Origin of the sequence: Erwinia artemisiae, from assembly GCF_051400835.1 — a bacterium.
GTDB classification, from domain to species: domain Bacteria; phylum Pseudomonadota; class Gammaproteobacteria; order Enterobacterales; family Enterobacteriaceae; genus Erwinia; species Erwinia aeris.
This window is the reverse complement of record NZ_JBLFFM010000005.1, coordinates 278,094-299,793: the sequence shown is the minus strand read 5'-3', so window position 1 is coordinate 299,793 and position 21,700 is coordinate 278,094. Positions and strand designations below refer to the sequence as shown.

Here is a 21,700-nt window from a genome sequence, read left to right as displayed (position 1 = left end):
GCCTCAGAAGGTCACGCCAGCGCCAAGGATAATGTTCGCGTAGGGCGAACACTCCCCGCTGCGAATAACCGCATGGCTGCGCTGTGTTAACTGTTTGAACTGTTGATGAGAAACGTACTGAACGGCGATAGTGTTTCCCTGGCGTTGTTGCAGTAAATCGAGCAGTGCGGAAAGTTCGTCGTGGAGCCGTGGATTATGAGATTTGATCTCTTCCGCGATGATGGCGCTCTCGACCTGCATCTCTTTCGTTACGGTTTCGACTACCTGCATAAAGCCGGGAATGCCCTTGGTCAGCGCCAGGTCGATGCGCTCCGGCCCTGAAGGGATGGGCAGGCCCGCATCGCCGATAGTGACGCTGTCGGTGTGGCCCAGGCGGGAAACCAGGGAAGAGATTGCAGAATTCAGTAAGGCGCCTTTTTTCATCTTTCACTCCAGAGCGAAACGTTTCGCTGATCGGGAGTGTAAAAAAACGGCGGCGGAAAACAATCGTCATGATACGGAACTGTGATCGCCATCGAAACGTTTCGTTAACAAGCTTTGCGCAGGATATGCAACAGGAAAGGAGGAGCGATCGGTCATCAGAACGGTATGAAAAAAGACCGCCTCGTAAGGCGGTCGGCAGGGATTAGTTAAATACCATTCCACCATCGATCAGCAGCGACTGACCGGTCATGTAGTCGGAATCAGGCCCGGCGAGGAAAGAAACGCAGGCGGAGACATCTTCTGGTTCAGACAGGCGGCCCAGCGTAATGCGTTTGGCAAACTCTGCCGTACCGTAGCCCAGCGGTTTACCTGCCGCTTCTGACACCTGACGATCTATCTCGTCCCACATCGGCGTTTTAACAATGCCCGGGCAGTAAGCGTTGACGGTAATGCCCAACGGAGCCAGATCGCGGGCGGCGGTTTGCGTCAGGCCGCGTACGGCGAACTTGCTGGAGCTGTAGATCGCCAGCTCCGGGTTGCCGACATGGCCCGCCTGCGAACAGGCATTAATGATTTTGCCGCCGTGGCCTTCAGCTTTAAACGCCTGAATTGCCGCCTGCATTCCCCAAATCACGCCTTTTACGTTGATATCGTAAACTTTATCCACCATTTCCGCCGTGATCTCTTCAATTGGCGTAGTTGGCGCAATCCCGGCGTTGTTGACGATGACGTCAAACCCGCCCAGCTCTTTACGAGCCTGTTCCACCGCAGCGATGACCTGGTCACGCTTTGAGACATCTACCGTTACCGCAATCGCTTTACCGCCTGCGCTGGCGATTTCGTCGGCCACCTGACGCGCGGTCTGGCTGTTATAGTCCGCGACCGCCACGGCAAAACCGTCTTTTGCCAGACGCAGCGCTATGGCTTTGCCGATCCCCTGGCCGCTACCCGTGACTAAGGCTACTTTCGTTTTCATATTATCTCCTTGAATACTAAAGAATCTGGCTCAGATGCAGCTGACCCATCAGCATTGGGTTATCGGCGTAATCCACCGGTACGGCGACCACCGCAGGCCCGTTGACATCCATTGCTTTACGCAGCGTCGGCTCCAGCTCAGCCGCGCTTTCCACCGCAAAGCCCGCTGCGCCGAACGCCTGCGCATAGGCTTTAAAATCAACCGGCCCGAATTTCACGCCGGAAACGCGCTGATATTTCTTCTCTTCCTGCATCGCCACCATGTTGTAGGCCTCATCGACCCAGATGATGTGCAGGATATTGGCTTTCAGCCTGACCGCCGTTTCCAGCTCCATGCTGGACTGCAAGAAGCCGCCGTCGCCGGAAACCGAGATCACTTTACGACTCGGATCCACCAGCCAGGCACCGATAGCCCATGGCAGCGCCACGCCCATGGTCTGCTGCCCATTGGAGATCATGATCTGGCGGGCGCGGAAGCTATAGAGATAGCGAGCGATCCAGATATGGAAGCTGCCCATATCCACGGTCAGCGTGACGTCGTTGTTAATGATGTCCTGCATGGCGCGCACGATCCGCAGCGGATGCAGCGCGAACTGGTTGAGATTTTTGCCCTGCATTGATAACAGCTGACGCTGCTGTTGCCGATCGTCCAGAATGGCTGCCGCTTCTGCGCTGAGCTGTAAAGGCGTATCAATGCGCTCGGCCAGCTTGTCGACGGTGGCGGCAATATCGCCAATCAGTTCCGCATCAGGCAGATAGCAGTTATCGGCATCGGAGGGCAGCACGTCGATATGTACCAGCGTGGCGCCGCCGCTGTTCCACATGGCCGGTTCGTACTCAACCGGACTGTAGCCGATAGTGATAATCAGGTCGGCCTCGCGCAGCAGACGGTCGCCCGCCTGGTTGTTAAACAGCCCAACGCGGCCCGCAAAACGTGAGAAGTGTTCCTGTCTGACCGCGCCGGCGGCCTGATAAGTGCTGGTAACCGGAATTCGGCTGCGCTCCAGCAGGCGATGGATCGCATCGCTGTTTGCCGGCTGGCTGGCCATCAGGCCCAGCAGCAGTACCGGGTTTTTTGCTTTGGCAATTTGCGCGGCAACGGCGGCAATGGCCGCATCCGGCGCAGGCCCCAGCAGCAGCTGGCCTTTGCTGGTCAGCAGCTGGCCGCGAGCGGGCTGGTCAACGATATCCTGCGGCAGGCTGACAAAGGCGCCGCCGCCGCGACCGTGCTCGGCATGACGGAAGGCGTTGGAGACCACTTCCGCCAGCGCGTTGGAGTCGGTGACCTCGACGGCATATTTGGTGACCGGACGAAACATCGACACGGTATCCATACTCTGATGCACCTGTTTGGCGCTGTCAGCCCGCTTCACCTGTCCACCCAGCGCCACCACCGGATCGCCTTCGCTGGTAGCGGTCGCCATGCCCGTGATCAGATTCGAGCAGCCCGGTCCGGAAGTCACCAGCGCCACGCCCGCGTTGCCGGTCAGGCGGCCCACGGCGGCAGCCATAAAGGCAGCGTTGGCTTCATGACGCACCGGAATGGTCTGGATAGTCGAGTCCACCAGCGAATCAAACATTTTGTCGATCTTCGCGCCAGGAATGCCGAAGACCTGTTTTACGCCCTGCGCCTCCAGCTGTGCCACGACCAAATCGGCGCCGTGCTGCCAGAGAGCGGCTTCGGTTGGGTTTTTCATCTTAATTCCTCAGGATTAGCTTTCAACGGAGCGAATGGCGGAATCCAGATTTTCCGGATTCAGATTGGCTTGCAGAAAATCACTGTCGCCCGGCAGATCGATGACCAGCTTGCTGATCTCGCCAAAGGTCAGCTCGCCCTCTTCCAGCTGGTAATCCAGCAGATGGCCGCCGCCCTGGCGATCGTCGGTAATGAAATGTTCGTGATAGCCCGCTACGTTGATGCCCTGCATATACTGCGGGGTACGGAAACCAATCAGCACGCCGTCGCGCTGGCTGAACCGGAAGGTAGGCTGCTGGCCAAGCACTTCCGGCATAGAACGATAGGGTCGATGCTGGCAAGGTACGGTACGCGTGGAGGCCGCAGAAAAACGGCCGTTGATCCGCAGCGCACAAAACTGATTGTCCGAAGTCACCTGGCTGTCGATCAGATCGTGAATAGCCTGACGGCTGGCCGGTGCAGAGAAACGATGGCGGTACTGAGGCTGGAAAAAGGTCATCACGGCAAAAGGCGTTTTCTGCTGCGGATCGGCTTCCCGTGCGCTGCCGTCGGAACGCAGCTGATAAACCTCGCTGTCGAAAGCGATCAGCTCGCCATCGAGCTGGTTAAAGGTGCCTAAACCAAAATCGCCCTTCTTCAGCAGGTCGGCTACGGTAACGTTGCCTTCGTACACGCCGCTGAGCAACGCACTCATCAGAGAGGTTTGATAGATGACGCTTTCTGGTCTTTGCTGATGGAGCCCGCTGACGGTTGAAACCAGCTGTTGCTCACATAAACAGTCGGTTACAGAATGTTTCATAACTTGCCTCTATGCTAAAACAGTTCAGGATTACTAATTGAATGTTGACTCGATTCAGTTATGAATTCCAATATAGAAAGCCCATCACTTTGAGACGAATTAGATATGGAACTCCGCCATCTGCGTTATTTTGTCGCGGTCGCGCAAACGCGCCACTTTACGCGTGCCGCAGAAATGCTGGGGATCTCGCAGCCGCCGCTCAGCCAGCAAATTCTGCGTCTGGAACGGGAAATAGGTACGCCGCTGCTGAGGAGGCTGTCACGCGGCGTGGAGCTGACGGAAGCGGGGGAAGCTTTTTATCAGGATGCCTGCCAGATCCTGGAGCTGACCGGGCATGCGCTGGAGAAAGCCAAAGGGATAGCCCGCGGCGTGACCGGCAAGCTTTCGCTGGGTGTCGCCAGCTCGGTCGCCTTTCATTCGGCGATTTTTGCGTTGATGAAGGATTTTCAGGCTCGCTATCCGTCAATGACGATACTGACACGTGAGCAAAATATGGCGTCGCTAATGCACGACTTGCAGGAGGGCTTGCTGGATGCCGCTTTCGTTCGCCTGCCCTGTGAGAGCAGCAAAGCGTTTAACCTGAAGGTAATAGCCAGCGAAAAGATGCTGGTGGCGCTGCCTGCCAGCCATGCGCTGGGCGCGCAGTCGAAAATTTCCCTGTCGCAGCTGGCTGATGACACGCTGATTATGTTTCCGCGCGAGGTTGCGCCAAGCCTGTATGAACTGGTGATCAGCGCCTGCCTGCGCGCCGGCTTTCAGCCGCATACCGGGCAGCAGTCACCGCAGATTTCTTCGTCCATCGGCATGGTGGCCGCGGGTTTCGGCTTCGCTATCGTGCCGGAATCGCTATGCTGCATCGCGCATCCCGGCGTGGTGTTTCGCCCTGTTGACGATGCGGCGTTAAATACTGATATTGCGCTGGCCTGGCGCCGTTTCGACCGCTCGCCTGCCGTTATGCACCTGTCCATGATGTCGACCTAGGCCATAGCGAGACCTGCTCAGCCATTGTGGGGCCAGACTGGCCGCCTCAGGGCTAACTTAGCCATTACGGGGTCAGCGTAGCGGTTACGGAAGCCGTTAGCCGCAACCGGGGCAAGCTGCTAAGAACGCGGCCGCCCCGGATCCAGACGCCGCCGAAGGTCGCTTACCCGTCGGTGGCGCAGTCGGGCTGCTGGCCTCACCTTCGGCCAGCCGATCGAGGCTGAATCAGTTCAGCTTGCGGATTTTCTTTACGTCAAGCTCGACGGAATTAAAGTCCTTATCCAGTTCGCCCTGGATTTCGACTTTGTCTTTTGGCGTGATGTTCTGGCCTTCCCAACGCTTATGATCGATATCCACTTTCATCGTGCCGGTCGCGTCACGAAAGATATAGTCATCATCGCTGACGCGCTTTTCAATGTTGCCGCGCATCGTCACCCAGGCGTCGTCCTTCATATCCTGCGCCTGTTTGACCGTGACCACGGTTTCATCCCCGCTGAAACCGCCTTTCTGCACGTTGGCGGTCGGCGCGGTCGGCGCACTTGGGTCGCTGAAGCCGCCGTTCTGAGCAGCGAATACCGGGCCGGAAACCAGAGCGGCAAGGGCAAATAAAGCAGCAGTTTTTTTCATCATAGTCACCTTTATTCCATGGAGTGAGGCAGCTTTCGCTGCGCGATTCGTCGTGTTCAGGGCTCAGTTAAACAAACTTTTCTTAACAGGATCTTAAGAGACATCATCAAATACGCGGTTTGCGAGCCGTACCGAAAAATAGCCTTTTTTCCCGATTTTTGCCTGTACAGCGCCCGTTCCCTTTCGTATAAAGCCGTTAATCACAGAGGAAGTCGCCATGAAAATTTTGGTCATTGAAGACGATCGCCTGATTGGCGACGGGATTAAAGCAGGTCTGAGCAAGCTGGGTTTCAGCGTCGACTGGTTTACCGAGGGCAAAACGGGGCAGGCGGCGCTTTCCGCTACCTCTTACGATGCGGTAGTGCTGGATTTAAGCCTGCCCGGCATCGACGGCCTGGATATTCTGCGCGGCTGGCGGCAGCAGGGTCGGGACGAGCCGGTACTGATCCTGACCGCGCGGGATGCCCTGGAGCAGCGGCTTGCCGGGCTGCAGCAGGGCGCCGACGACTACCTTTGCAAACCTTTCGCCCTCAGCGAAGTCGCCGCCCGGCTACAGGCATTAATTCGACGACGTCACGGTCAGCTACAGCCCGTGCTCCGCCACGGCGCGGTTGCGATGGCCTCCGGTTCGCATACGGCCACCCTGAACGACGAGCCGCTCCCCCTGAAGCCGCGCGAACTGGCCCTGCTGGAGCTGTTCTTGCTTAACCCTGGTCGCGTATTGACCCGCGCGCAGCTGGAGGAAAAATTGTATGGCTGGGATGACGACGTCTCCAGCAATGCCGTTGAAGTTCATATCCACCACCTGCGCAAAAAGCTGGGCAGCACGTTTATCCGTACCGTTCATGGCGTCGGCTATACGCTGGGAGATGCGTAATGCATCGACTAAGCCTGCGCCTGCGCCTGATGCTGGGTTTTCTGCTGCTGACGCTTATCTGCTGGGGTGCTGCCAGCATCGGCTCGTGGTGGCAGACGCGGCACAACATCAATCAGCTGTTTGATACCCAGCAGATGCTGTTTGCCAAACTGCTGGCGACCATGAATCCCGAGCAGCTGAGCCACGAACCGTTAACGCTGCCAAAAACTAAAAAGCTGCTGAAGCATCATCGCGGCGAACAGGAGGATGAGGCGCTGGCATTTGCCGTTTTCACTGCGGATGGCCGCATGGTGATGAACGATGGCGACAACGGCAAGGATTTTCTCTTTAGTCACAGGCGCGACGGTTTTACCGATGGCAAGCTCCGGGGTGATGACGATTTATGGCGTATGGTCTGGCTACCCACGCCGGACAAACAATATGTGGTGGTGGTAGGTCAGGAGTGGGAATACCGCGACGACATGACCCGCGATATCGTCCAGACCAACCTGATCCCCTGGCTGATCGCGTTGCCGATTATGCTGCTGCTGCTGCTGTGGCTGGTTACGCACGAGCTGGCGCCGTTAAAAAGAATTGCCCGCCAGCTGCGTCTGCGCACGCCTGATGACGGCACGCCGCTGGTGGAAAAGCGGGTGCCGAACGAGGTGAAGCCCTTGCTGACGGAGCTGAACGCGCTGTTCTCACGCGTCAGCGAAATGCTGCTGCGCGAACGGCGTTTTACTTCCGATGCCGCGCATGAGTTAAGAAGCCCGCTGGCCGCGCTCAAGGTTCAGGCGGAGGTCGCGCAGCTGGCTCACGATGACGAAACGGTGCGCCGCCACGCGCTGCAAAACCTGGATCTTGGTATCGATCGCGCGACTCGTCTGGTGGATCAGCTGCTTACGCTCTCAAGGCTGGACAGCAAAGCCGATCTGGCAACGGAAAGCCTGGATCTGCGTCAGCTGCTCCAGCAGGCCGTGATCGACCATTACTCACAGGCGCAGGCCGCCGGAATGGAGATAGCGCTGGAAGCACCGCCTTCGCCCGTTATCCGTAACGGTAACGCTTTGCTGCTGTCGCTAATGATGCGTAACCTGGTAGAAAACGCCCTGCGTTACGGCCAGTCAGGAAACCTGGTGCAGCTGAGCATTAATGAAAACGGCCTGGCCGTCACGGATAACGGGCCAGGCGTCAGCAAAGAAGATTTGTGCCGCCTGGGACAGCGTTTTTATCGGCCGCCGGGACAGGAAAAATCGGGCAGCGGCCTTGGGCTGTCTATCGTTAACCGTATTGCCCGCCTGCATGGGATGCAGATGCGTTGCGCCAATCGTGACGGCGGCGGCTTTGCAGTTATGCTGACATGGTGACGTAGTGGCAAAGTGACATGCTGGTATGTGGTGACACCCTGGCCCGGTTAGATGCCGACAGAACCCGCTAAGCCGCGCCGGAACACGCAGCTCAGTAAGCCGCCGGTTTAGAAATCCGACGTTTCTTTCAGGAGTCGGGATGAGGATATGCCTGGCGGTAAGCAAAACAAAAGGCCGACGATTGTCGGCCTTGCAGGGTCAGGTTTCGGCTTGGGTACCCGGTGCAATAACCCGGCTTGTCAGATGCCGGTCTGGGTGCTCAGTACAGTAGCCCGGCTTGTCAGATTTCGACCTGGGTGCCCAGTTCAATAACCCGGTTTGGCGGGATCTCAAACTGGTCAGGGGCGCGCAGGGCGTTGCGCTGTAGCGCCATAAACAGCTTGCCGCGCAGACGCAAATACCATGGCCGCTTGCCGATAATCAGCGATTCATGCGACATAAAGAACGAGGTTTCCATCATCCGGCAGTTCAGGCCTTCCAGCCCGCAGCGGTGGAAAATCTCTTCCATATTAGGCGTTTCCCGCCAGCCGTAGCTCGCCACCACGCGCCAGAAAGTGGGGGAAAGCTGTTCAATAGACACGCGACGCACGTTATGGACGTAAGGCGCATCTTCCGTCCGCAGCGTCAGCAGCACAACACGTTCATGTAACACTTTGTTGTGCTTGAGATTATGCAGCATGGCAAAAGGAATAACGTTCAGCGCGCGCGACATATAGACGGCGGTGCCCGGCACGCGTACCGGTGGCGACTTCTCCAGCGAAACAATCATCGCTTCCAGCGAGTTGCCGTGTTCATGCATCCGGCGCAGCAGACGGAAACGCTCGCTTTTCCAGGTGGTCATAATCACAAACATCACCAGCGCCAGGCTTAACGGCAGCCAGCCGCCGGAGAACACTTTCACCAGGTTGGCCGAAAAGAGCGAAACGTCGATGCACAACATGCAAAGCAGGATAAACAGCACCAGATAGCGGTTCCAGTGCCAGTTTTTTATCGCCACGGTGGTGCAAAGGATGGAGGTCAGCACCATCGTACCGGTTACGGCGATACCGTAGGCGGCTGCCAGGTTGCTGGAGTGTTTAAAGCCGACAATCACGATCACCACGGAGAAAAAGAGTATCCAGTTAATGACCGGAATGTAGATTTGACCGGATTCCTCTTCAGAAGTATGCACGATGCGCATAGGCGGTAAATAGCCCAGACGAACCGCCTGGCGAGTCAGTGAGAAAACGCCGGAAATCACCGCCTGAGAAGCGATAACCGTCGCCAGCGTCGCCAGGATCAGCATAGGGATCAGCGCCCAGTCCGGCGCCAGCAGAAAGAACGGGTTCTTGATCGCTTCGGGATTTTTCAGCAGCAGCGCGCCCTGGCCGAAGTAGTTCAGCACCAGCGACGGCAGCACCGCCAGGAACCAGGCCAGACGGATCGGCAGCTTGCCGAAATGGCCCATATCCGCATACAGCGCTTCCACGCCGGTAATAGCCAGCACCACGGCGCCCAGCGCAAAAAACGAGACGGTTTTATATTCAAAAAAGAAGTGCATTGCCCAATAGGGGTTCAGCGCGTGCAGCACGTCGGGATTAGCCATAATGCCCCGAGCGCCCAGTATGGCCAGAATGATGAACCATGCCAGCATGACCGGCGCGAACAGTTTACCGACAATACCCGTGCCGTGTTTCTGGATCATAAACAGCAGCGTCAGCACCGCTATCGCCAGCGGCACAATCCAGGCATCAAGGTTAGGCGCGGCGATTTCCAGCCCTTCAATAGCGGAAAGTACCGAAACGGCCGGCGTGATCACCACTTCGCCATAGAAGAAACTGCCGCCAATCAGCCCCATAATGACCAAAACCGCCGTGGCTCTGGCACCGGTATGACGGCCCGCCAGGGACATCAGGGTCAGAATCCCCCCTTCGCCGGCGTTGTCAGCGCGCATCACGTAGCTGATATATTTTAACGAGACCACCAGCACTAATAGCCAGAAAATCAGCGAGAGGAAGCCGAATACCGCATCGCGCTCAACGCCGAAACCGAACTGGCCGGAGAGACACTCCCGCAGCGTATAGAGAGGGCTGGTGCCGATATCGCCATAGACGACGCCTATTGCCGCTAAGGTCACGGCGCCAAGGGACTGCTTTTTATCAGAACTCATAGGAAGATCTTTTGTTGGAGCTGATTGCTGAAACGCGCCCAGCTTATCAAGCCATCAAAAAACGCACAGTATGCACGAATCATTCTGAATGCCTATCCTTAATTGGAGTATGGAAAGCGACTTCAATGGCCTGTGTCACCCTTTGACAAGAAAAAAGCTGACGTATATCAACTCTTTCAAGCATCATAGCCAGTAGTGTTTGCGCTCGCCAGTCGCCCGCTGGCAAGAACGTAGAAAAGGATACTGTTTGATGATGTCCCAGCCTCACCTCCTGGCGGAAAGAATCGCACGCCTCAGCAACGCGTTAGAAAAGGGACTTTACGAACGCCATCACGCTATTCGCCTTTGCCTGCTGGCGGCATTAAGCGGCGAAAGCGTTTTTTTGCTTGGCCCGCCAGGTATTGCCAAAAGCCTGATAGCCCGTCGGCTGAAGTATGCCTTTCAGCATGCCCGCGCCTTTGAATATCTGATGACCCGCTTCTCCACCCCGGAAGAAGTTTTCGGGCCGCTTTCCATTCAGGCGCTGAAAGATGAAGGCCGCTATCAGCGCCTGATCAAAGGCTACCTGCCCGATGCCGAAATCGTCTTTCTGGATGAAATCTGGAAAGCCGGGCCGGCTATCCTCAATACGCTGCTGACCGCCATCAACGAGCGCCGCTTTCGCAACGGCGATTGTGAAGAAGCCATCCCGATGCGGCTGCTGGTGACCGCCTCCAACGAACTGCCCGAAGCCGACAGCGGGCTGGAAGCGCTGTATGACCGGATGCTGATCCGGCTGTGGCTTGATAACGTGCATGAAAAGCAGAACTTTCGCAGCATGTTGACCCATCAGCAGGATGAGAACAGCAATCCCGTCGCGGAGTCGCTCTGCATTACTGATGAAGAGTATAGCGAATGGCAAAAAGGCATTGCGCAGGTTGCGCTGCCGGAAGAGGTGTTTGAGCTGATTTTTATGCTGCGCCAGCAGCTGGAGAACCAGCCGGAAGCGCCTTATATTTCCGATCGCCGCTGGAAAAAAGCGATCCATCTTTTACAGGCCTGCGCTTTTTACAGCGGTCGTAAAGCGATCGCGCCGGTAGATCTGATTTTGCTGAAAGATTGTCTGTGGCACGACGTTGCCTCAATGGCGCTGCTGGATCGCGAGATAGACAACCTGATTACCCAGCAGGCCTGGCAGCAGCAGCCGATGCTGATCAAACTGCAGCAAATCGCCTCACGCCGGCTGAGCCTGCAGCAGGAAAAAAGCGTAGAGCAGGCGATAAGGCTGGAGAAGCACGGCGGCATATTCAGCCGTAAACCCCATTATGAGCTGCCCGAGGCGCTGTCCGCCGACACGCTGACGCTGATGCTGCAAAAGCCGCTGATGCTGCACGACATGCAGGTCAGCCATATCGTGATTGGCCGCGAACCGCTGTACCACTGGCTGCAAAAAGGCGGCGAAGTGCGCGGCAAGCTTAACGGTATTGGTTTTGCCCAGACGCTGGATCTGCATATCGACGGCGCCGACTGCCTGACAGTGCGCGATGTCAGCCTCCAGACTTCGCGGCTGATGCTGCCGGGCCAGCCGCTGGAACACGGGCTGCCGCAGGAGATTGTCGAGGCGCTTGATGAGGTAGAGGCACAGCTGCATGCCCAACGTACGTTGTTCAGTCAGCATCATTGCTGCCTGTTTATCAGCGACGACTGGCTGGCGAAGATCGAAGAGAGCCTGCAACAGGTCGCTGAGCAGCTGAAACAGGTGCGTCGTTGATATCGCTGGATACGCTCAGCGCCTTTCTGGCGGTCAGCGAAGGCGACCTGATTGAAGAGCTGGTGGTGACGCTGTTGGCCAGCCCGCAGCTCGCCCTTTTTTTTGAAAAATTTCCCGGCATGAAAAAGGCGCTGCTGCACGATTTGCCGCGCTGGAAATCGGAGCTCCTGGCGCAGCTGAAACAAACAGCGGTGCCGGAAGCGCTTGCCGGTGAATTTACGCTTTTCCAACAGTGCCAGCCGCTCGCCCATCAGGCATTTTGCCTGAAAATTCCGTCTATCCTGCTTTACCTGGATTCGCATCAGTCGCCGTTTAAAGACAAAGCCCGCGAGCTGGTGGCGCATAGCGTCGCGGGCCAGAGCATGAGCGAGCCGCAGCATACGCTGTTTTTACAGCGCTGGCGGCTGAGCCTGACGCTGCAAACCCTGTCGCTGAATCAGCAGCTGCTCGACAGCGAGCGGGAAAAGCTGCTGGCGGAGCTACAGCAAAGGCTGGCGATGAGCGGCCAGCTGGCGCCGGTGCTGTCGGATAACAGCGATGCCGCCGCCAGCCGCCTGTGGGATTTGAGTAAAAGCCCGCTACAGCGCGGCGATTATCAGCTGATGGTCGATTACGGCGATTTCCTGGCGCAGCAGCCGATGCTGCAAAAACTGGCGGAACAGCTGGGCCGCAGCCGCGAAGCCAAAGCGGTACTGAGCGAGCAGGCGCCGCTGGAGGCGTTCCACCAGCTGGTCAGGGAACCTGCCAGCGTGCCGGAAGAGGTCAACGGCATTCACCAAAGCGACGACGTGCTGCGCCTGCTGCCGCCGGAGCTGGCGGCGCTGGGCATCAGCGAGCTGGAACTGGAGTTCTATCGCAGGCTGGTGGAGAAACGGCTGCTGACCTATCGGCTGCAGGGCGAAGCCTGGCATGACAGGGTTTCGCAGCGCCCGGTCAGCCACCAGCAGCATGAAGAACAGCCGCGCGGGCCTTTTATCGTCTGCGTGGATACTTCCGGCTCGATGGGCGGCTTTAACGAACGCTGCGCCAAGGCCTTTTGCCTGGCCCTGTTGAAGGTGGCGCTGGCCGATAACCGTCGCTGCTACATAATGCTGTTCGCGCATGAAGTGGTGGGCTACGAGCTGACCGCAGACGACGGCATTGCTCAGGCGATCCGCTTTCTCAGCCAGCGCTTTCGCGGCGGCACCGATCTGGCAGCCTGTTTGCAGTCGGTGCTGGGCAGGCTCGCCACACCGGAGTGGAACGATGCCGACGCCGTCATTATTTCCGATTTTATCGCCCAGCGGCTGCCGGAAGATCTGGTTAAAACCGTCAAAAAGCACCAGCTCCTCCAGCAGCAGCGCTTTCACGCCGTTGCGCTATCCGATCATGGAAAACCGGGTATTATGCGCATTTTCGACCATATCTGGCGTTTTGATACCGGCCTGAAGAGCCGTCTGCTGCGCCGCTGGCAGCGCTGATTTTCCCTTTGCCGCTGCCCGACAATCCTCTCCTGCTATAGTCATAGCTACGCTTTATCCCGCCTACGGTTCTCAGGAGTATTACGTGGCACAACATCACCAGGCTTTTTCCCCAGAGTTACCTGCCCCAACTCACACGTTGTTGCTTAGCGGCAGCGACGCAGAACAAAAACGACAGGAGCTTCTTGGCTATTTCCAACAAACGTGGGCGCTCTACGAGAGCCTGTTCGACTGCCTTGCCGATGAGCAGGCTTATTACACTAAGGCGATTTCGCTGCGCCATCCGCTGGTGTTCTATTTCGGCCATACCGCGACTTTCTATATTAATAAGCTGGTAGCGGCCGGCCTGCTCGACAACCGCGTGGACGACCATATCGAAGCGATGATGGCTATCGGCGTGGATGAGATGAGCTGGGACGATCTGGACGCAACCCACTACGCGTGGCCGACGCTTGCCGAGCTGCGCGACTATCGCGGCAAGGTGCGTCATCTTGTCGAAAGCGTCATTAAAGAGATGCCGTTGACGCTGCCGATCGGCTGGGACAGCCCGGCCTGGGTGATCCTGATGGGGATCGAGCATGAACGGATCCATCTGGAAACCTCCAGCGTGCTGATCCGCCAGCTGCCGCTCGCCTGGGTTAAACCGCAGCCGTACTGGCCAGCCTGTCCCGACGCCCGTCACGATCGCCACGCCGTGCCGCAGAACAGACTGATAGCCGTTGCCGGCGCACGCGTCACGCAGGGGAAAACCGACGATACCTACGGCTGGGATAATGAATACGGCACGCTGTCCACCGAGGTGAAGCCTTTTGAAGCCAGCCAGATGCTGGCAAGCAACGCGGAGTTTTTTGCATTTATCACGGCGGGCGGCTATCGGGACGATCGCTGGTGGGATGAGGAAGGTCTGGGCTGGCGCAATTTCGCGCAGGCAACCATGCCGACTTTCTGGGTGGGATCGCCTGAGGAACCTGACCAGTTACGGCTGCGTTTGATGACTGAAGAAGTCGCGATGCCGTGGGACTGGCCGGTCGAAGTCAACCAGCTGGAGGCGGCCGCCTTTTGCCGCTGGAAAGCCGATAAAACCGGCCGTTCCGTTCAGCTCCCCAGCGAGGCCGAATGGCTGCTGCTGCGTGAGCAGGTTGAAGGCGATCGCTGGCTGCAGGCGCCGGGCAACCTGAATCTGGCCTGGTGGGCTTCTTCCTGTCCGGTCGATCGCTTTGCCCAAGGTGAATTCTTTGACGTGGTGGGGAACGTCTGGCAGTGGACGACCACGCCGATAAACGGGCTGGAAGGTTTTAAAGTCCATCCGCTTTATGACGACTTTTCGACGCCGACCTTCGACGGCAAACATGCGCTAATTAAAGGCGGCAGCTGGATTTCCACCGGCAACGAAGCGATTAAATCCTCCCGCTATGCGTTCCGCCGCCACTTTTTCCAGCACGCGGGCTTTCGCTACGTCGTGTCCAACCATCAGGAAAAGAAAATGCTGAATCCGTATGAAACCGACAGCATGGTGTCGCAATACCTGGACTTCCAGTACGGGCCGGGCTACTTCGGTACAGAAAACTATGCGAAGGCGCTGGTGGATATCGCCTGTCGCATGACCGACAAACGAGGCCGCGCGCTGGATATCGGCTGCGCCACCGGTCGCGCCAGCTTTGAGCTGGCCCGCTATTTTGAGCAAGTGGTGGGGATGGATTACTCCGCGCGCTTTATCGACGTGGCGCTCCAGCTGACCAGCGGCGAGGATTTCCGTTATGTGACCCAGGAAGAGGGCGACCTGGTGGAATATCACCAGGTGCGGCTGAAAGATTTCGGCCTTGGCGCAGAGCAGGCCAGCCGCATTCAGTTTATGCAGGGCGACGCCTGCAACCTGAAGCCGCAAAAGGCGGGTTACGACCTGGTGCTGGCCGCTAACCTGATCGACAGGCTGCGTCAGCCGAAGCGCTTTTTGCAGGACGTCACGAGGATGATCAATACCGGCGGCGTATTGATGCTGTCGTCGCCGTACACCTGGCTGGAAGAGTACACGCCAAAAGAGAACTGGCTGGGCGGCATCCGCGAAAACGGCGAGGCGCTGACCACCTACCAGGCGTTGCAGCGTTTGCTGGCGGCAGATTTCGAAGAGATCGCCGCGCCGCAGGACGTGCCGTTTGTGATCCGCGAAACGGCGCGCAAATATCAGCATTCCGTCGCCCAGCTAACCGTCTGGCGCAAGCGCTAACATCAGATAACCCTCTGGCTATGACCAGGCGGTTGAGTTTTCCTCATAGCGGGTAACGTAAGTTATCCGCTATTTTATTGCCTGCATTTTCACTTTCCTGCACATTATTCCCTGACAAATTATCAAATCCTTAATGACGGAGCCTTTATGCCCGATAATCTGCAACCCGACGATCTCGATCGCGGCATCCTCAATGCGCTGCTGGCCAACGCACGTACCGCCTATGCCGAGCTGGCCAAGCAGTTCAACGTCAGCCCCGGCACTATCCACGTCCGCGTAGAGAAGATGAAGCAGGCAGGCATCATTAAAGGCACGCGGGTGGAAATCGATCCTCGCCAGCTTGGCTATGACGTGTGCTGCTTTATTGGCATCATTTTAAAAAGCGCCAGAGACTATCCGGCCGCGCTGGCGAAGCTGGACGCGCTTGATGAAGTGGTGGAGGCCTGGTACACCACCGGGCACTACAGCATCTTTATTAAGGTGATGTGCCGATCCATCGACGCGCTGCAACAGGTGCTGATCAACAAGATCCAGACCATTGACGAGATCCAGTCCACCGAGACGTTAATTTCCCTGCAAAACCCGATCATGCGGACGATCAAGCCCTGATCTGTGCACAATATTATCCACAAAAGATCGGCGCCTCATTTTTGTTGAAATATCTTATATCGGGTCAGGAACGTTCCCATCCGTCCGGCACGTGGCGCTCGCGGCGTGCTTTCACTTATTTGCCCGCGAAACAAAAGCAGCAGGTAAGCCCGCTCCTGCATTTATTAACCTTACTTACCCACAGGTAGATCCCAGACTGATCACAGCGTACAATAGCCGCCTTTAGCAAACAGGGATCTCACATGGCGGACGTAACCTTAATCACTGGCAGCACCCTGGGCAGTGCGGAATATGTTGCCGAACTTCTGGCCGAGAAGCTGGAAGAAGCGGGCTTTTCTACCGAATTACTGCACGGGCCAGAGCTGAACGAGCTTTCGACAGCAGGAACGTGGCTGGTAGTGACCTCTACCCATGGAGCCGGCGATCTGCCCGATAACCTGCAGCCGCTGTTTGATGAAATAGAAGAGAAGCGTCCGGATCTGAGCCAGCTGCGCTACGGCGCCGTAGGTATCGGCAACCGTGAATACGATCTTTTCTGCGGTGCGATCGATAAAATGGACAAATTATTGACGGCATGTGGTGCACAGCGCATCGGCGACCGTCTGGATATTGACGTGCTCGAACATGAGATCCCCGAAGATCCCGCCGAGGTGTGGATCGAGAGCTGGAAAACGCTGATCGGCTGACGATCGGGCGTCGGATCGCAGCAATTTGTGCGATCGACGCCTGAAAAACAGGCGAAGTTTTGTAAATTTCTCCCCGATTTGCCTATTTAAATAGCGATCAACTGTGGATAACTATGCTGATCCAGCGGTAATAACCGGTGGTTATCCAAAGAACAACCGTACGGTCGGATCGAGCCTGTGCATAACATGCCTTTTTGATCCCAGCTTATACGCCGCAGGATCACCGATCTTTCACAGCAAACGATCCCGCTTAAGCTGATGATCCTGGAAAGGAAAAAAGGCTTATCCACAGAGATCGTCGATCCTAATAGAAGATCCAGTAAAGAGATCTCTAAATAAAAAAGATCTTCTTTTTAATACGTGTCTGGCCCTGCGCTTTCACCTTCGGCCAAAGTTGAGTAGAATTCACGCCCCGGGCATCCCCCACTCTTTTAAATCGCACAACCGCGAGGTTCAGTACCATGTTTTATCCAGATCCTTTTGACGTCATCGTGATCGGTGGTGGTCATGCGGGCACGGAAGCCGCTATGGCGGCAGCCCGGATGGGTCAGCAAACCCTGCTTTTAACGCATAACATTGATACGCTTGGACAAATGTCCTGCAATCCGGCGATCGGTGGCATCGGAAAAGGACATCTGGTTAAAGAAGTGGACGCGCTGGGCGGCCTGATGGCACACGCTATTGACCAGGCCGGTATCCAGTTCAGGATACTAAACGCCAGCAAAGGGCCCGCCGTCAGGGCTACCCGTGCTCAGGCGGATCGCGTGCTCTATCGTCAGGCCGTACGCACCGCGCTGGAGAACCAGCCGAACCTGATGATCTTCCAGCAGGCGGTTGACGATCTGATTGTGGAAAACGATCGCGTCGTTGGCGCTGTGACCCAGATGGGGCTCAAATTCCGCGCCAAAGCGGTTGTGCTGACCGTAGGCACCTTCCTGGACGGTAAGATCCACATCGGGCTGGATAACTACAGCGGCGGCCGTGCTGGCGATCCGCCTTCGATCCCGCTGGCTCGTCGCCTGCGTGAACTGCCTTTACGCGTCAGCCGTCTGAAAACCGGTACGCCACCGCGTATCGATGCGCGCACGATTGATTTCAGCGTGCTGGCTCCGCAGCATGGCGATACGCCGCTGCCGGTCTTCTCGTTTATGGGCAACGTGGCGCAGCACCCACAGCAGGTGCCTTGCTACATCACCTATACCAACGAGAAAACGCACGACGTCATCCGCAGCAACCTGGATCGCAGCCCAATGTACGCTGGCGTGATCGAAGGCGTTGGCCCACGCTACTGTCCTTCCATCGAAGACAAGGTGATGCGCTTTGCCGATCGCAACGCGCACCAGATCTTCCTGGAGCCGGAAGGGCTGACCAGCAATGAAATTTATCCAAACGGCATCTCCACCAGCCTGCCGTTTGATGTCCAGATGCAGATTGTTCGCTCTATGCAGGGCCTGGAAAACGCGAAGATCGTCCGTCCGGGCTATGCCATCGAATATGACTTCTTCGATCCGCGCGATCTGAAGCCAACGCTGGAAAGCAAATTTATCGAAGGTCTGTTCTTTGCCGGTCAGATCAACGGCACGACAGGCTATGAAGAAGCCGCGGCGCAAGGTTTGCTGGCTGGGCTGAATGCCGGTCGCCTCTCTGCGGACAAAGAGACCTGGGCGCCGCGTCGCGATCAGGCCTACCTGGGCGTGCTGGTTGACGATCTCTGCACGCTGGGCACCAAAGAGCCGTACCGCATGTTCACCTCCAGGGCGGAATACCGTCTGATGCTGCGTGAAGACAACGCCGATCTGCGTCTGACCGCCGAAGGCCGCGAGCTGGGTCTGGTAGACGATGCCCGCTGGGCGCGCTTTAACGAGAAGCTGGAGAGCATTGAGCAGGAGCGTCAGCGTCTGCGCGACATCTGGGTGCATCCTAAATCTGAAGCCGTGGATGAAGTGAATGGCGTACTGAGTGCCGCGCTGACCAAAGAAGCCAACGGCGAAGATCTGCTGCGTCGTCCAGAGATGACCTATCAGCAGCTGATGACGCTCAGCACTTTTGCGCCCGCCTTAAGCGACGCTCAGGCCGCCGAGCAGGTTGAAATTCAGGTGAAATACGAAGGCTATATCGCCCGCCAGCAGGAAGAGATCGATCGCCAGCTGCGCAACGAGAACACGCTGCTGCCGGTGGAGCTGGATTACCGTCAGGTCAGCGGCCTCTCTAACGAGGCGATCGCCAAGCTGAACGATCACAAGCCGGGATCGATAGGTCAGGCTTCGCGTATTTCAGGGATCACGCCTGCAGCTATTTCCATTCTTCTGATCTACCTGAAAAAGCAGGGGCTGCTGCGCAAAAGCGCCTGATGCTTCGCGGGGCGGCTACGGTCGCCCCTTTAACTGATTTGGATGTAATCGTGATTAATAAACTTTCCGCGCTGCTGAAAGCCGCCAATATTTCCCTGACCGATCGACAAAAAGAGCAGCTGACAGGCTATGTTGAGCTGCTGCATAAGTGGAACAAGGCTTATAACCTGACGTCGGTGCGTGACCCGCAGCAGATGCTGGTACGGCATATCATGGACAGCATCGTGGTTGAGCCTTATCTGGAAGGAAGCCGTTTTATCGATGTGGGCACGGGACCAGGGCTGCCGGGCGTACCGCTCGCTATCGTCCGTCCTGAAGCGCACTTCACGCTGCTGGACAGCCTGGGCAAGCGCATACGCTTTCTTAAGCAGGTACAGCATGAGCTGAAACTGGAAAATATCGATCCGGTACAGAGCAGGGTAGAGGTGTTTCCTGCCGAGCCGCCTTTTGATGGCGTGATCAGTCGGGCCTTCGCTTCTCTGAACGATATGCTGAGCTGGTGCCATCATCTGCCTGGCGAAAAAGGGCGATTTTATGCGCTGAAAGGCGTCGTGCCGCAGGATGAGATCGACGCGCTGCCGGCAGGTTTTACCCATCACAAGACGGTGAAGCTTCTCGTTCCTGAACTGGAAGGCGAACGTCACCTGGTGGTAATTAATCCGCAAAATCTGGCAGCAAGCAGCGCTGATTGAACGTGATTTGCCTGAAAATAACGCTGAAAAGCCGAATTTTTTACCGTATTATCGCCTGATTATTCAGCAAAGCGGCTGAACGGCACAGGCTTACCAAACCCGATTTTAGTTAAGTCAGCCCGGCAGGGCAGGGGAGAGGAAGGCGCAGGTAACGCGAAAGGCTAAAAAGCCCGACGAAAATTTAGCCTTTCGGGCGATACGCGGTGATTTTTTTTCAGGTGGGAATGTTTCAGTAAGGTTAAAATGACGCGCAGAAATTATCGTTCACACCTGGTTACATTTAACGTTAATTTCACAAAGTGTTATCAAGGATATTACCTCTTCGGGACGAGATCCGCCTTTTTCAGCGCGAAGTGAAAAATAATGTGGTGATATTTATTTTGCTTGCCTGGCGGATTAGCCTGAAATTTTGGCTGCAATGACTGTCAATTAACACTTTTAATCCGGCTGGCAGGCTGGTTTTACGGTAAAAAATAGTAAGTAGTTGAATGTTATTGATATAATTATATTTTTCTGAGCGATATTAAGAATATTCCTTAACGGAATGCGGATAAAATATTACTGAATTGTGATCTTCCGCACGCTTTATGAGCGATATTTGGCCTTTATCGTATGCATTTTCCGCCTGTCGGCCATTCCTGACAGTTTTGAAAAAGTGCGCCCGCGAAAGAAATTTAAATAATTGTTCACCATTTCGCTACTTATCCATTGAAATCGCAGGGGCGCGCCGTATAATTTGCTCGTTTTTTGCTGCTTGACTCAAAGCGGCAAAGGCAGTTTTATACGACACGCGACATACCCCCGACGGGGCAGGAGAGTTTCAGCGTCATGTCAGTGTCCCTTTACAGAGTGAAATTTGCCCGAACCGTGCTGCTTCTTCAGCTGGTGATTTTTGTCATAATCGGCGCGCTGTTCGCCCTGAAAGAGTTGACCTGGGGCCTGTCCGCGCTTGCGGGTGGACTGGCGGCCTGGCTACCGAACGTATTGTTTATGATTTTTGCCTGGCGTCATCAGGCAGGAGACCCGGTTAAAGGACGCGTGGCCTGGAGCTTCGCTCTGGGTGAAGTGCTGAAGGTTCTGGCAACCATTCTTCTGCTTGTCGTGGCGCTGGCGGTGTTTGGGGCGGCATTTACGCCGCTCGGACTGACCTGGTTATCGGTGCTGATTGTGCAAATCGTCGCACCGGCTGTAATTAACAACAAAGGGTAAGAGGCATCATGGCTGCAGGAGAAATCTCTACGCCGCAGGAATACATAGGTCACCACCTGAATAACCTTCAGCTGGACCTGCGTACCTTCGAGCTAGTGAATCCGCACGACGCACCGTCGTTCTGGGTATTAAATATTGACTCCATGTTTTTCTCTGTGGTGCTGGGACTGGTATTCCTGGTGCTGTTTCGCAAAGTTGCGAAATCAGCCACCAGCGGCGTTCCGGGAAAACTGCAGGCGGCGATTGAACTGGTTGTTGGCTTCGTCGACAACAACGTCCGCGACATGTACCACGGTAAAAGCAAAGTAATCGCACCGCTGGCTCTGACGATTTTCGTCTGGGTCTTCCTGATGAACTTCATGGACCTGCTGCCTATCGATCTGCTGCCGTATATCGGCGAGCACGTTCTGGGTCTGCCAGCGTTGCGTGTTGTGCCTTCAGCCGACGTGAACATCACGCTGTCTATGGCGCTGGGCGTATTTATTTTGATTCTGTTCTACAGCGTCAAGATGAAAGGCATTGGGGGCTTTACTAAAGAGCTGACATTGCAACCCTTCAATCATCCTGTCTTCATTCCGATCAACCTGATCCTTGAAGGCGTGAGCCTGCTGTCCAAACCGGTTTCTCTCGGTCTGCGACTGTTCGGCAACATGTATGCGGGTGAATTGATTTTTATCCTGATTGCCGGCCTGTTGCCGTGGTGGTCACAGTGGGTTCTGAGTGTGCCATGGGCCATTTTCCACATCCTGATCATTTCGTTACAGGCTTTCATTTTCATGGTACTGACGATTGTCTATCTGTCGATGGCATCTGAAGAACACTGATTTTTTTATCAACACTACTGCG

At 56.2% G+C, this 21,700-nt stretch carries 18 protein-coding genes; 12 read left to right on the top strand and 6 right to left on the bottom strand.

What is annotated here, in order from left to right; translation table 11 throughout:
- Window positions 1–3: 3 nt before the first annotated feature.
- The 4 genes from rbsD to budA all read right to left on the bottom strand — a co-directional run bounded on the left by rbsD (window position 4) and on the right by budA (window position 3,893).
- The gene (gene rbsD / locus ACMGEE_RS14110) at window positions 4–423 is read right to left on the bottom strand and encodes a D-ribose pyranase (RefSeq protein WP_253456898.1); all 420 of its coding nucleotides are present in this window, start codon (window positions 421–423) and stop codon (window positions 4–6) included.
- Between the two features lie 202 nt (window positions 424–625).
- Window positions 626–1,399, bottom strand: a complete 774-nt coding sequence (locus ACMGEE_RS14105) for a (S)-acetoin forming diacetyl reductase (RefSeq protein WP_253456895.1) — start codon at window positions 1,397–1,399, stop codon at window positions 626–628.
- A 16-nt stretch (window positions 1,400–1,415) separates the two neighbouring features.
- Window positions 1,416–3,095 carry an acetolactate synthase AlsS gene (gene alsS / locus ACMGEE_RS14100; protein WP_436830229.1) on the bottom strand — a complete coding sequence of 560 codons (1,680 nt, stop codon included), beginning with the start codon at window positions 3,093–3,095 and terminating at the stop codon, window positions 1,416–1,418.
- A 15-nt stretch (window positions 3,096–3,110) separates the two neighbouring features.
- The gene (budA, locus tag ACMGEE_RS14095) at window positions 3,111–3,893 is read right to left on the bottom strand and encodes an acetolactate decarboxylase (RefSeq protein WP_253456887.1); all 783 of its coding nucleotides are present in this window, start codon (window positions 3,891–3,893) and stop codon (window positions 3,111–3,113) included.
- A 105-nt stretch (window positions 3,894–3,998) separates the two neighbouring features.
- On the opposite strand from budA, the gene ACMGEE_RS14090 reads away from it, so the two are divergent.
- Complete coding sequence (locus ACMGEE_RS14090; RefSeq protein ID WP_301730559.1) at window positions 3,999–4,874, top strand: LysR family transcriptional regulator; 876 nt, start codon at window positions 3,999–4,001, stop codon at window positions 4,872–4,874.
- 225 nt (window positions 4,875–5,099) lie between these two features.
- On the opposite strand, the gene ACMGEE_RS14085 is transcribed toward ACMGEE_RS14090, so the two are convergent.
- Window positions 5,100–5,501, bottom strand: a complete 402-nt coding sequence (locus ACMGEE_RS14085; RefSeq protein WP_253456880.1) for a YgiW/YdeI family stress tolerance OB fold protein — start codon at window positions 5,499–5,501, stop codon at window positions 5,100–5,102.
- A gap of 217 nt (window positions 5,502–5,718) precedes the next feature.
- Here ACMGEE_RS14085 and qseB point away from each other — a divergent pair, with 217 nt between their 5' ends.
- Both qseB and qseC read left to right on the top strand, forming a co-directional pair.
- Entirely contained in the window at window positions 5,719–6,378 is a 660-nt protein-coding gene (qseB, locus tag ACMGEE_RS14080) for a quorum sensing response regulator transcription factor QseB (RefSeq protein WP_253456877.1), read from the top strand.
- Window positions 6,378–7,724 carry a quorum sensing histidine kinase QseC gene (gene qseC, locus ACMGEE_RS14075; protein ID WP_253456873.1) on the top strand — a complete coding sequence of 449 codons (1,347 nt, stop codon included), beginning with the start codon at window positions 6,378–6,380 and terminating at the stop codon, window positions 7,722–7,724. Before qseB ends, qseC begins: the two co-directional genes overlap by 1 nt.
- Window positions 7,725–8,004: 280 nt before the next feature.
- On the opposite strand, the gene kup is transcribed toward qseC, so the two are convergent.
- Complete coding sequence (kup, locus tag ACMGEE_RS14070; protein WP_253456870.1) at window positions 8,005–9,873, bottom strand: low affinity potassium transporter Kup; 1,869 nt, start codon at window positions 9,871–9,873, stop codon at window positions 8,005–8,007.
- Window positions 9,874–10,126: 253 nt separating this feature from the next.
- Here kup and ravA point away from each other — a divergent pair, with 253 nt between their 5' ends.
- The 9 genes from ravA (at window position 10,127) to atpB (ending at window position 21,678) form a co-directional block, all read left to right on the top strand.
- Window positions 10,127–11,623 carry an ATPase RavA gene (gene ravA / locus ACMGEE_RS14065; RefSeq protein WP_436830235.1) on the top strand — a complete coding sequence of 499 codons (1,497 nt, stop codon included), beginning with the start codon at window positions 10,127–10,129 and terminating at the stop codon, window positions 11,621–11,623.
- Window positions 11,620–13,083 carry an ATPase RavA stimulator ViaA gene (gene viaA, locus ACMGEE_RS14060; RefSeq protein WP_253456867.1) on the top strand — a complete coding sequence of 488 codons (1,464 nt, stop codon included), beginning with the start codon at window positions 11,620–11,622 and terminating at the stop codon, window positions 13,081–13,083. Before ravA ends, viaA begins: the two co-directional genes overlap by 4 nt.
- 85 nt (window positions 13,084–13,168) lie before the next feature.
- A complete protein-coding gene (gene ovoA / locus ACMGEE_RS14055) occupies window positions 13,169–15,307 on the top strand; it encodes a 5-histidylcysteine sulfoxide synthase (protein ID WP_436830228.1) in 2,139 nt (712 codons plus the stop codon).
- A gap of 147 nt (window positions 15,308–15,454) precedes the next feature.
- Window positions 15,455–15,916, top strand: a complete 462-nt coding sequence (asnC, locus tag ACMGEE_RS14050; protein ID WP_125289166.1) for a transcriptional regulator AsnC — start codon at window positions 15,455–15,457, stop codon at window positions 15,914–15,916.
- Window positions 15,917–16,158: 242 nt separating this feature from the next.
- The gene (gene mioC, locus ACMGEE_RS14045; RefSeq protein WP_253456861.1) at window positions 16,159–16,602 is read left to right on the top strand and encodes an FMN-binding protein MioC; all 444 of its coding nucleotides are present in this window, start codon (window positions 16,159–16,161) and stop codon (window positions 16,600–16,602) included.
- Window positions 16,603–17,063: 461 nt separating this feature from the next.
- Complete coding sequence (gene mnmG / locus ACMGEE_RS14040) at window positions 17,064–18,953, top strand: tRNA uridine-5-carboxymethylaminomethyl(34) synthesis enzyme MnmG (RefSeq protein ID WP_253456858.1); 1,890 nt, start codon at window positions 17,064–17,066, stop codon at window positions 18,951–18,953.
- A gap of 50 nt (window positions 18,954–19,003) precedes the next feature.
- A complete protein-coding gene (gene rsmG / locus ACMGEE_RS14035; RefSeq protein ID WP_301251599.1) occupies window positions 19,004–19,645 on the top strand; it encodes a 16S rRNA (guanine(527)-N(7))-methyltransferase RsmG in 642 nt (213 codons plus the stop codon).
- A gap of 828 nt (window positions 19,646–20,473) precedes the next feature.
- The gene (gene atpI / locus ACMGEE_RS14030; RefSeq protein WP_125289170.1) at window positions 20,474–20,854 is read left to right on the top strand and encodes a F0F1 ATP synthase subunit I; all 381 of its coding nucleotides are present in this window, start codon (window positions 20,474–20,476) and stop codon (window positions 20,852–20,854) included.
- A gap of 8 nt (window positions 20,855–20,862) precedes the next feature.
- The gene (gene atpB, locus ACMGEE_RS14025) at window positions 20,863–21,678 is read left to right on the top strand and encodes a F0F1 ATP synthase subunit A (RefSeq protein WP_125289171.1); all 816 of its coding nucleotides are present in this window, start codon (window positions 20,863–20,865) and stop codon (window positions 21,676–21,678) included.
- Window positions 21,679–21,700: the final 22 nt, after the last annotated feature.

Bases quoted from the DNA above. Each gene is read 5' to 3' on its own strand.
- rbsD (WP_253456898.1), bottom strand. From the start codon at position 423: ATGAAAAAAGGCGCCTTACTGAATTCTGCAATCTCTTCCCTGGTTTCC.
- ACMGEE_RS14105 (WP_253456895.1), bottom strand. From the start codon at position 1,399: ATGAAAACGAAAGTAGCCTTAGTCACGGGTAGCGGCCAGGGGATCGGC.
- qseC (WP_253456873.1), top strand. From the start codon at position 6,378: ATGCATCGACTAAGCCTGCGCCTGCGCCTGATGCTGGGTTTTCTGCTG.
- mioC (WP_253456861.1), top strand. From the start codon at position 16,159: ATGGCGGACGTAACCTTAATCACTGGCAGCACCCTGGGCAGTGCGGAA.
- budA (WP_253456887.1), bottom strand. From the start codon at position 3,893: ATGAAACATTCTGTAACCGACTGTTTATGTGAGCAACAGCTGGTTTCA.
- mnmG (WP_253456858.1), top strand. From the start codon at position 17,064: ATGTTTTATCCAGATCCTTTTGACGTCATCGTGATCGGTGGTGGTCAT.
- kup (WP_253456870.1), bottom strand. From the start codon at position 9,873: ATGAGTTCTGATAAAAAGCAGTCCCTTGGCGCCGTGACCTTAGCGGCA.
- asnC (WP_125289166.1), top strand. From the start codon at position 15,455: ATGCCCGATAATCTGCAACCCGACGATCTCGATCGCGGCATCCTCAAT.
- ravA (WP_436830235.1), top strand. From the start codon at position 10,127: ATGTCCCAGCCTCACCTCCTGGCGGAAAGAATCGCACGCCTCAGCAAC.
- atpB (WP_125289171.1), top strand. From the start codon at position 20,863: ATGGCTGCAGGAGAAATCTCTACGCCGCAGGAATACATAGGTCACCAC.
- ACMGEE_RS14090 (WP_301730559.1), top strand. From the start codon at position 3,999: ATGGAACTCCGCCATCTGCGTTATTTTGTCGCGGTCGCGCAAACGCGC.
- ACMGEE_RS14085 (WP_253456880.1), bottom strand. From the start codon at position 5,501: ATGAAAAAAACTGCTGCTTTATTTGCCCTTGCCGCTCTGGTTTCCGGC.
- alsS (WP_436830229.1), bottom strand. From the start codon at position 3,095: ATGAAAAACCCAACCGAAGCCGCTCTCTGGCAGCACGGCGCCGATTTG.
- qseB (WP_253456877.1), top strand. From the start codon at position 5,719: ATGAAAATTTTGGTCATTGAAGACGATCGCCTGATTGGCGACGGGATT.
- atpI (WP_125289170.1), top strand. From the start codon at position 20,474: ATGTCAGTGTCCCTTTACAGAGTGAAATTTGCCCGAACCGTGCTGCTT.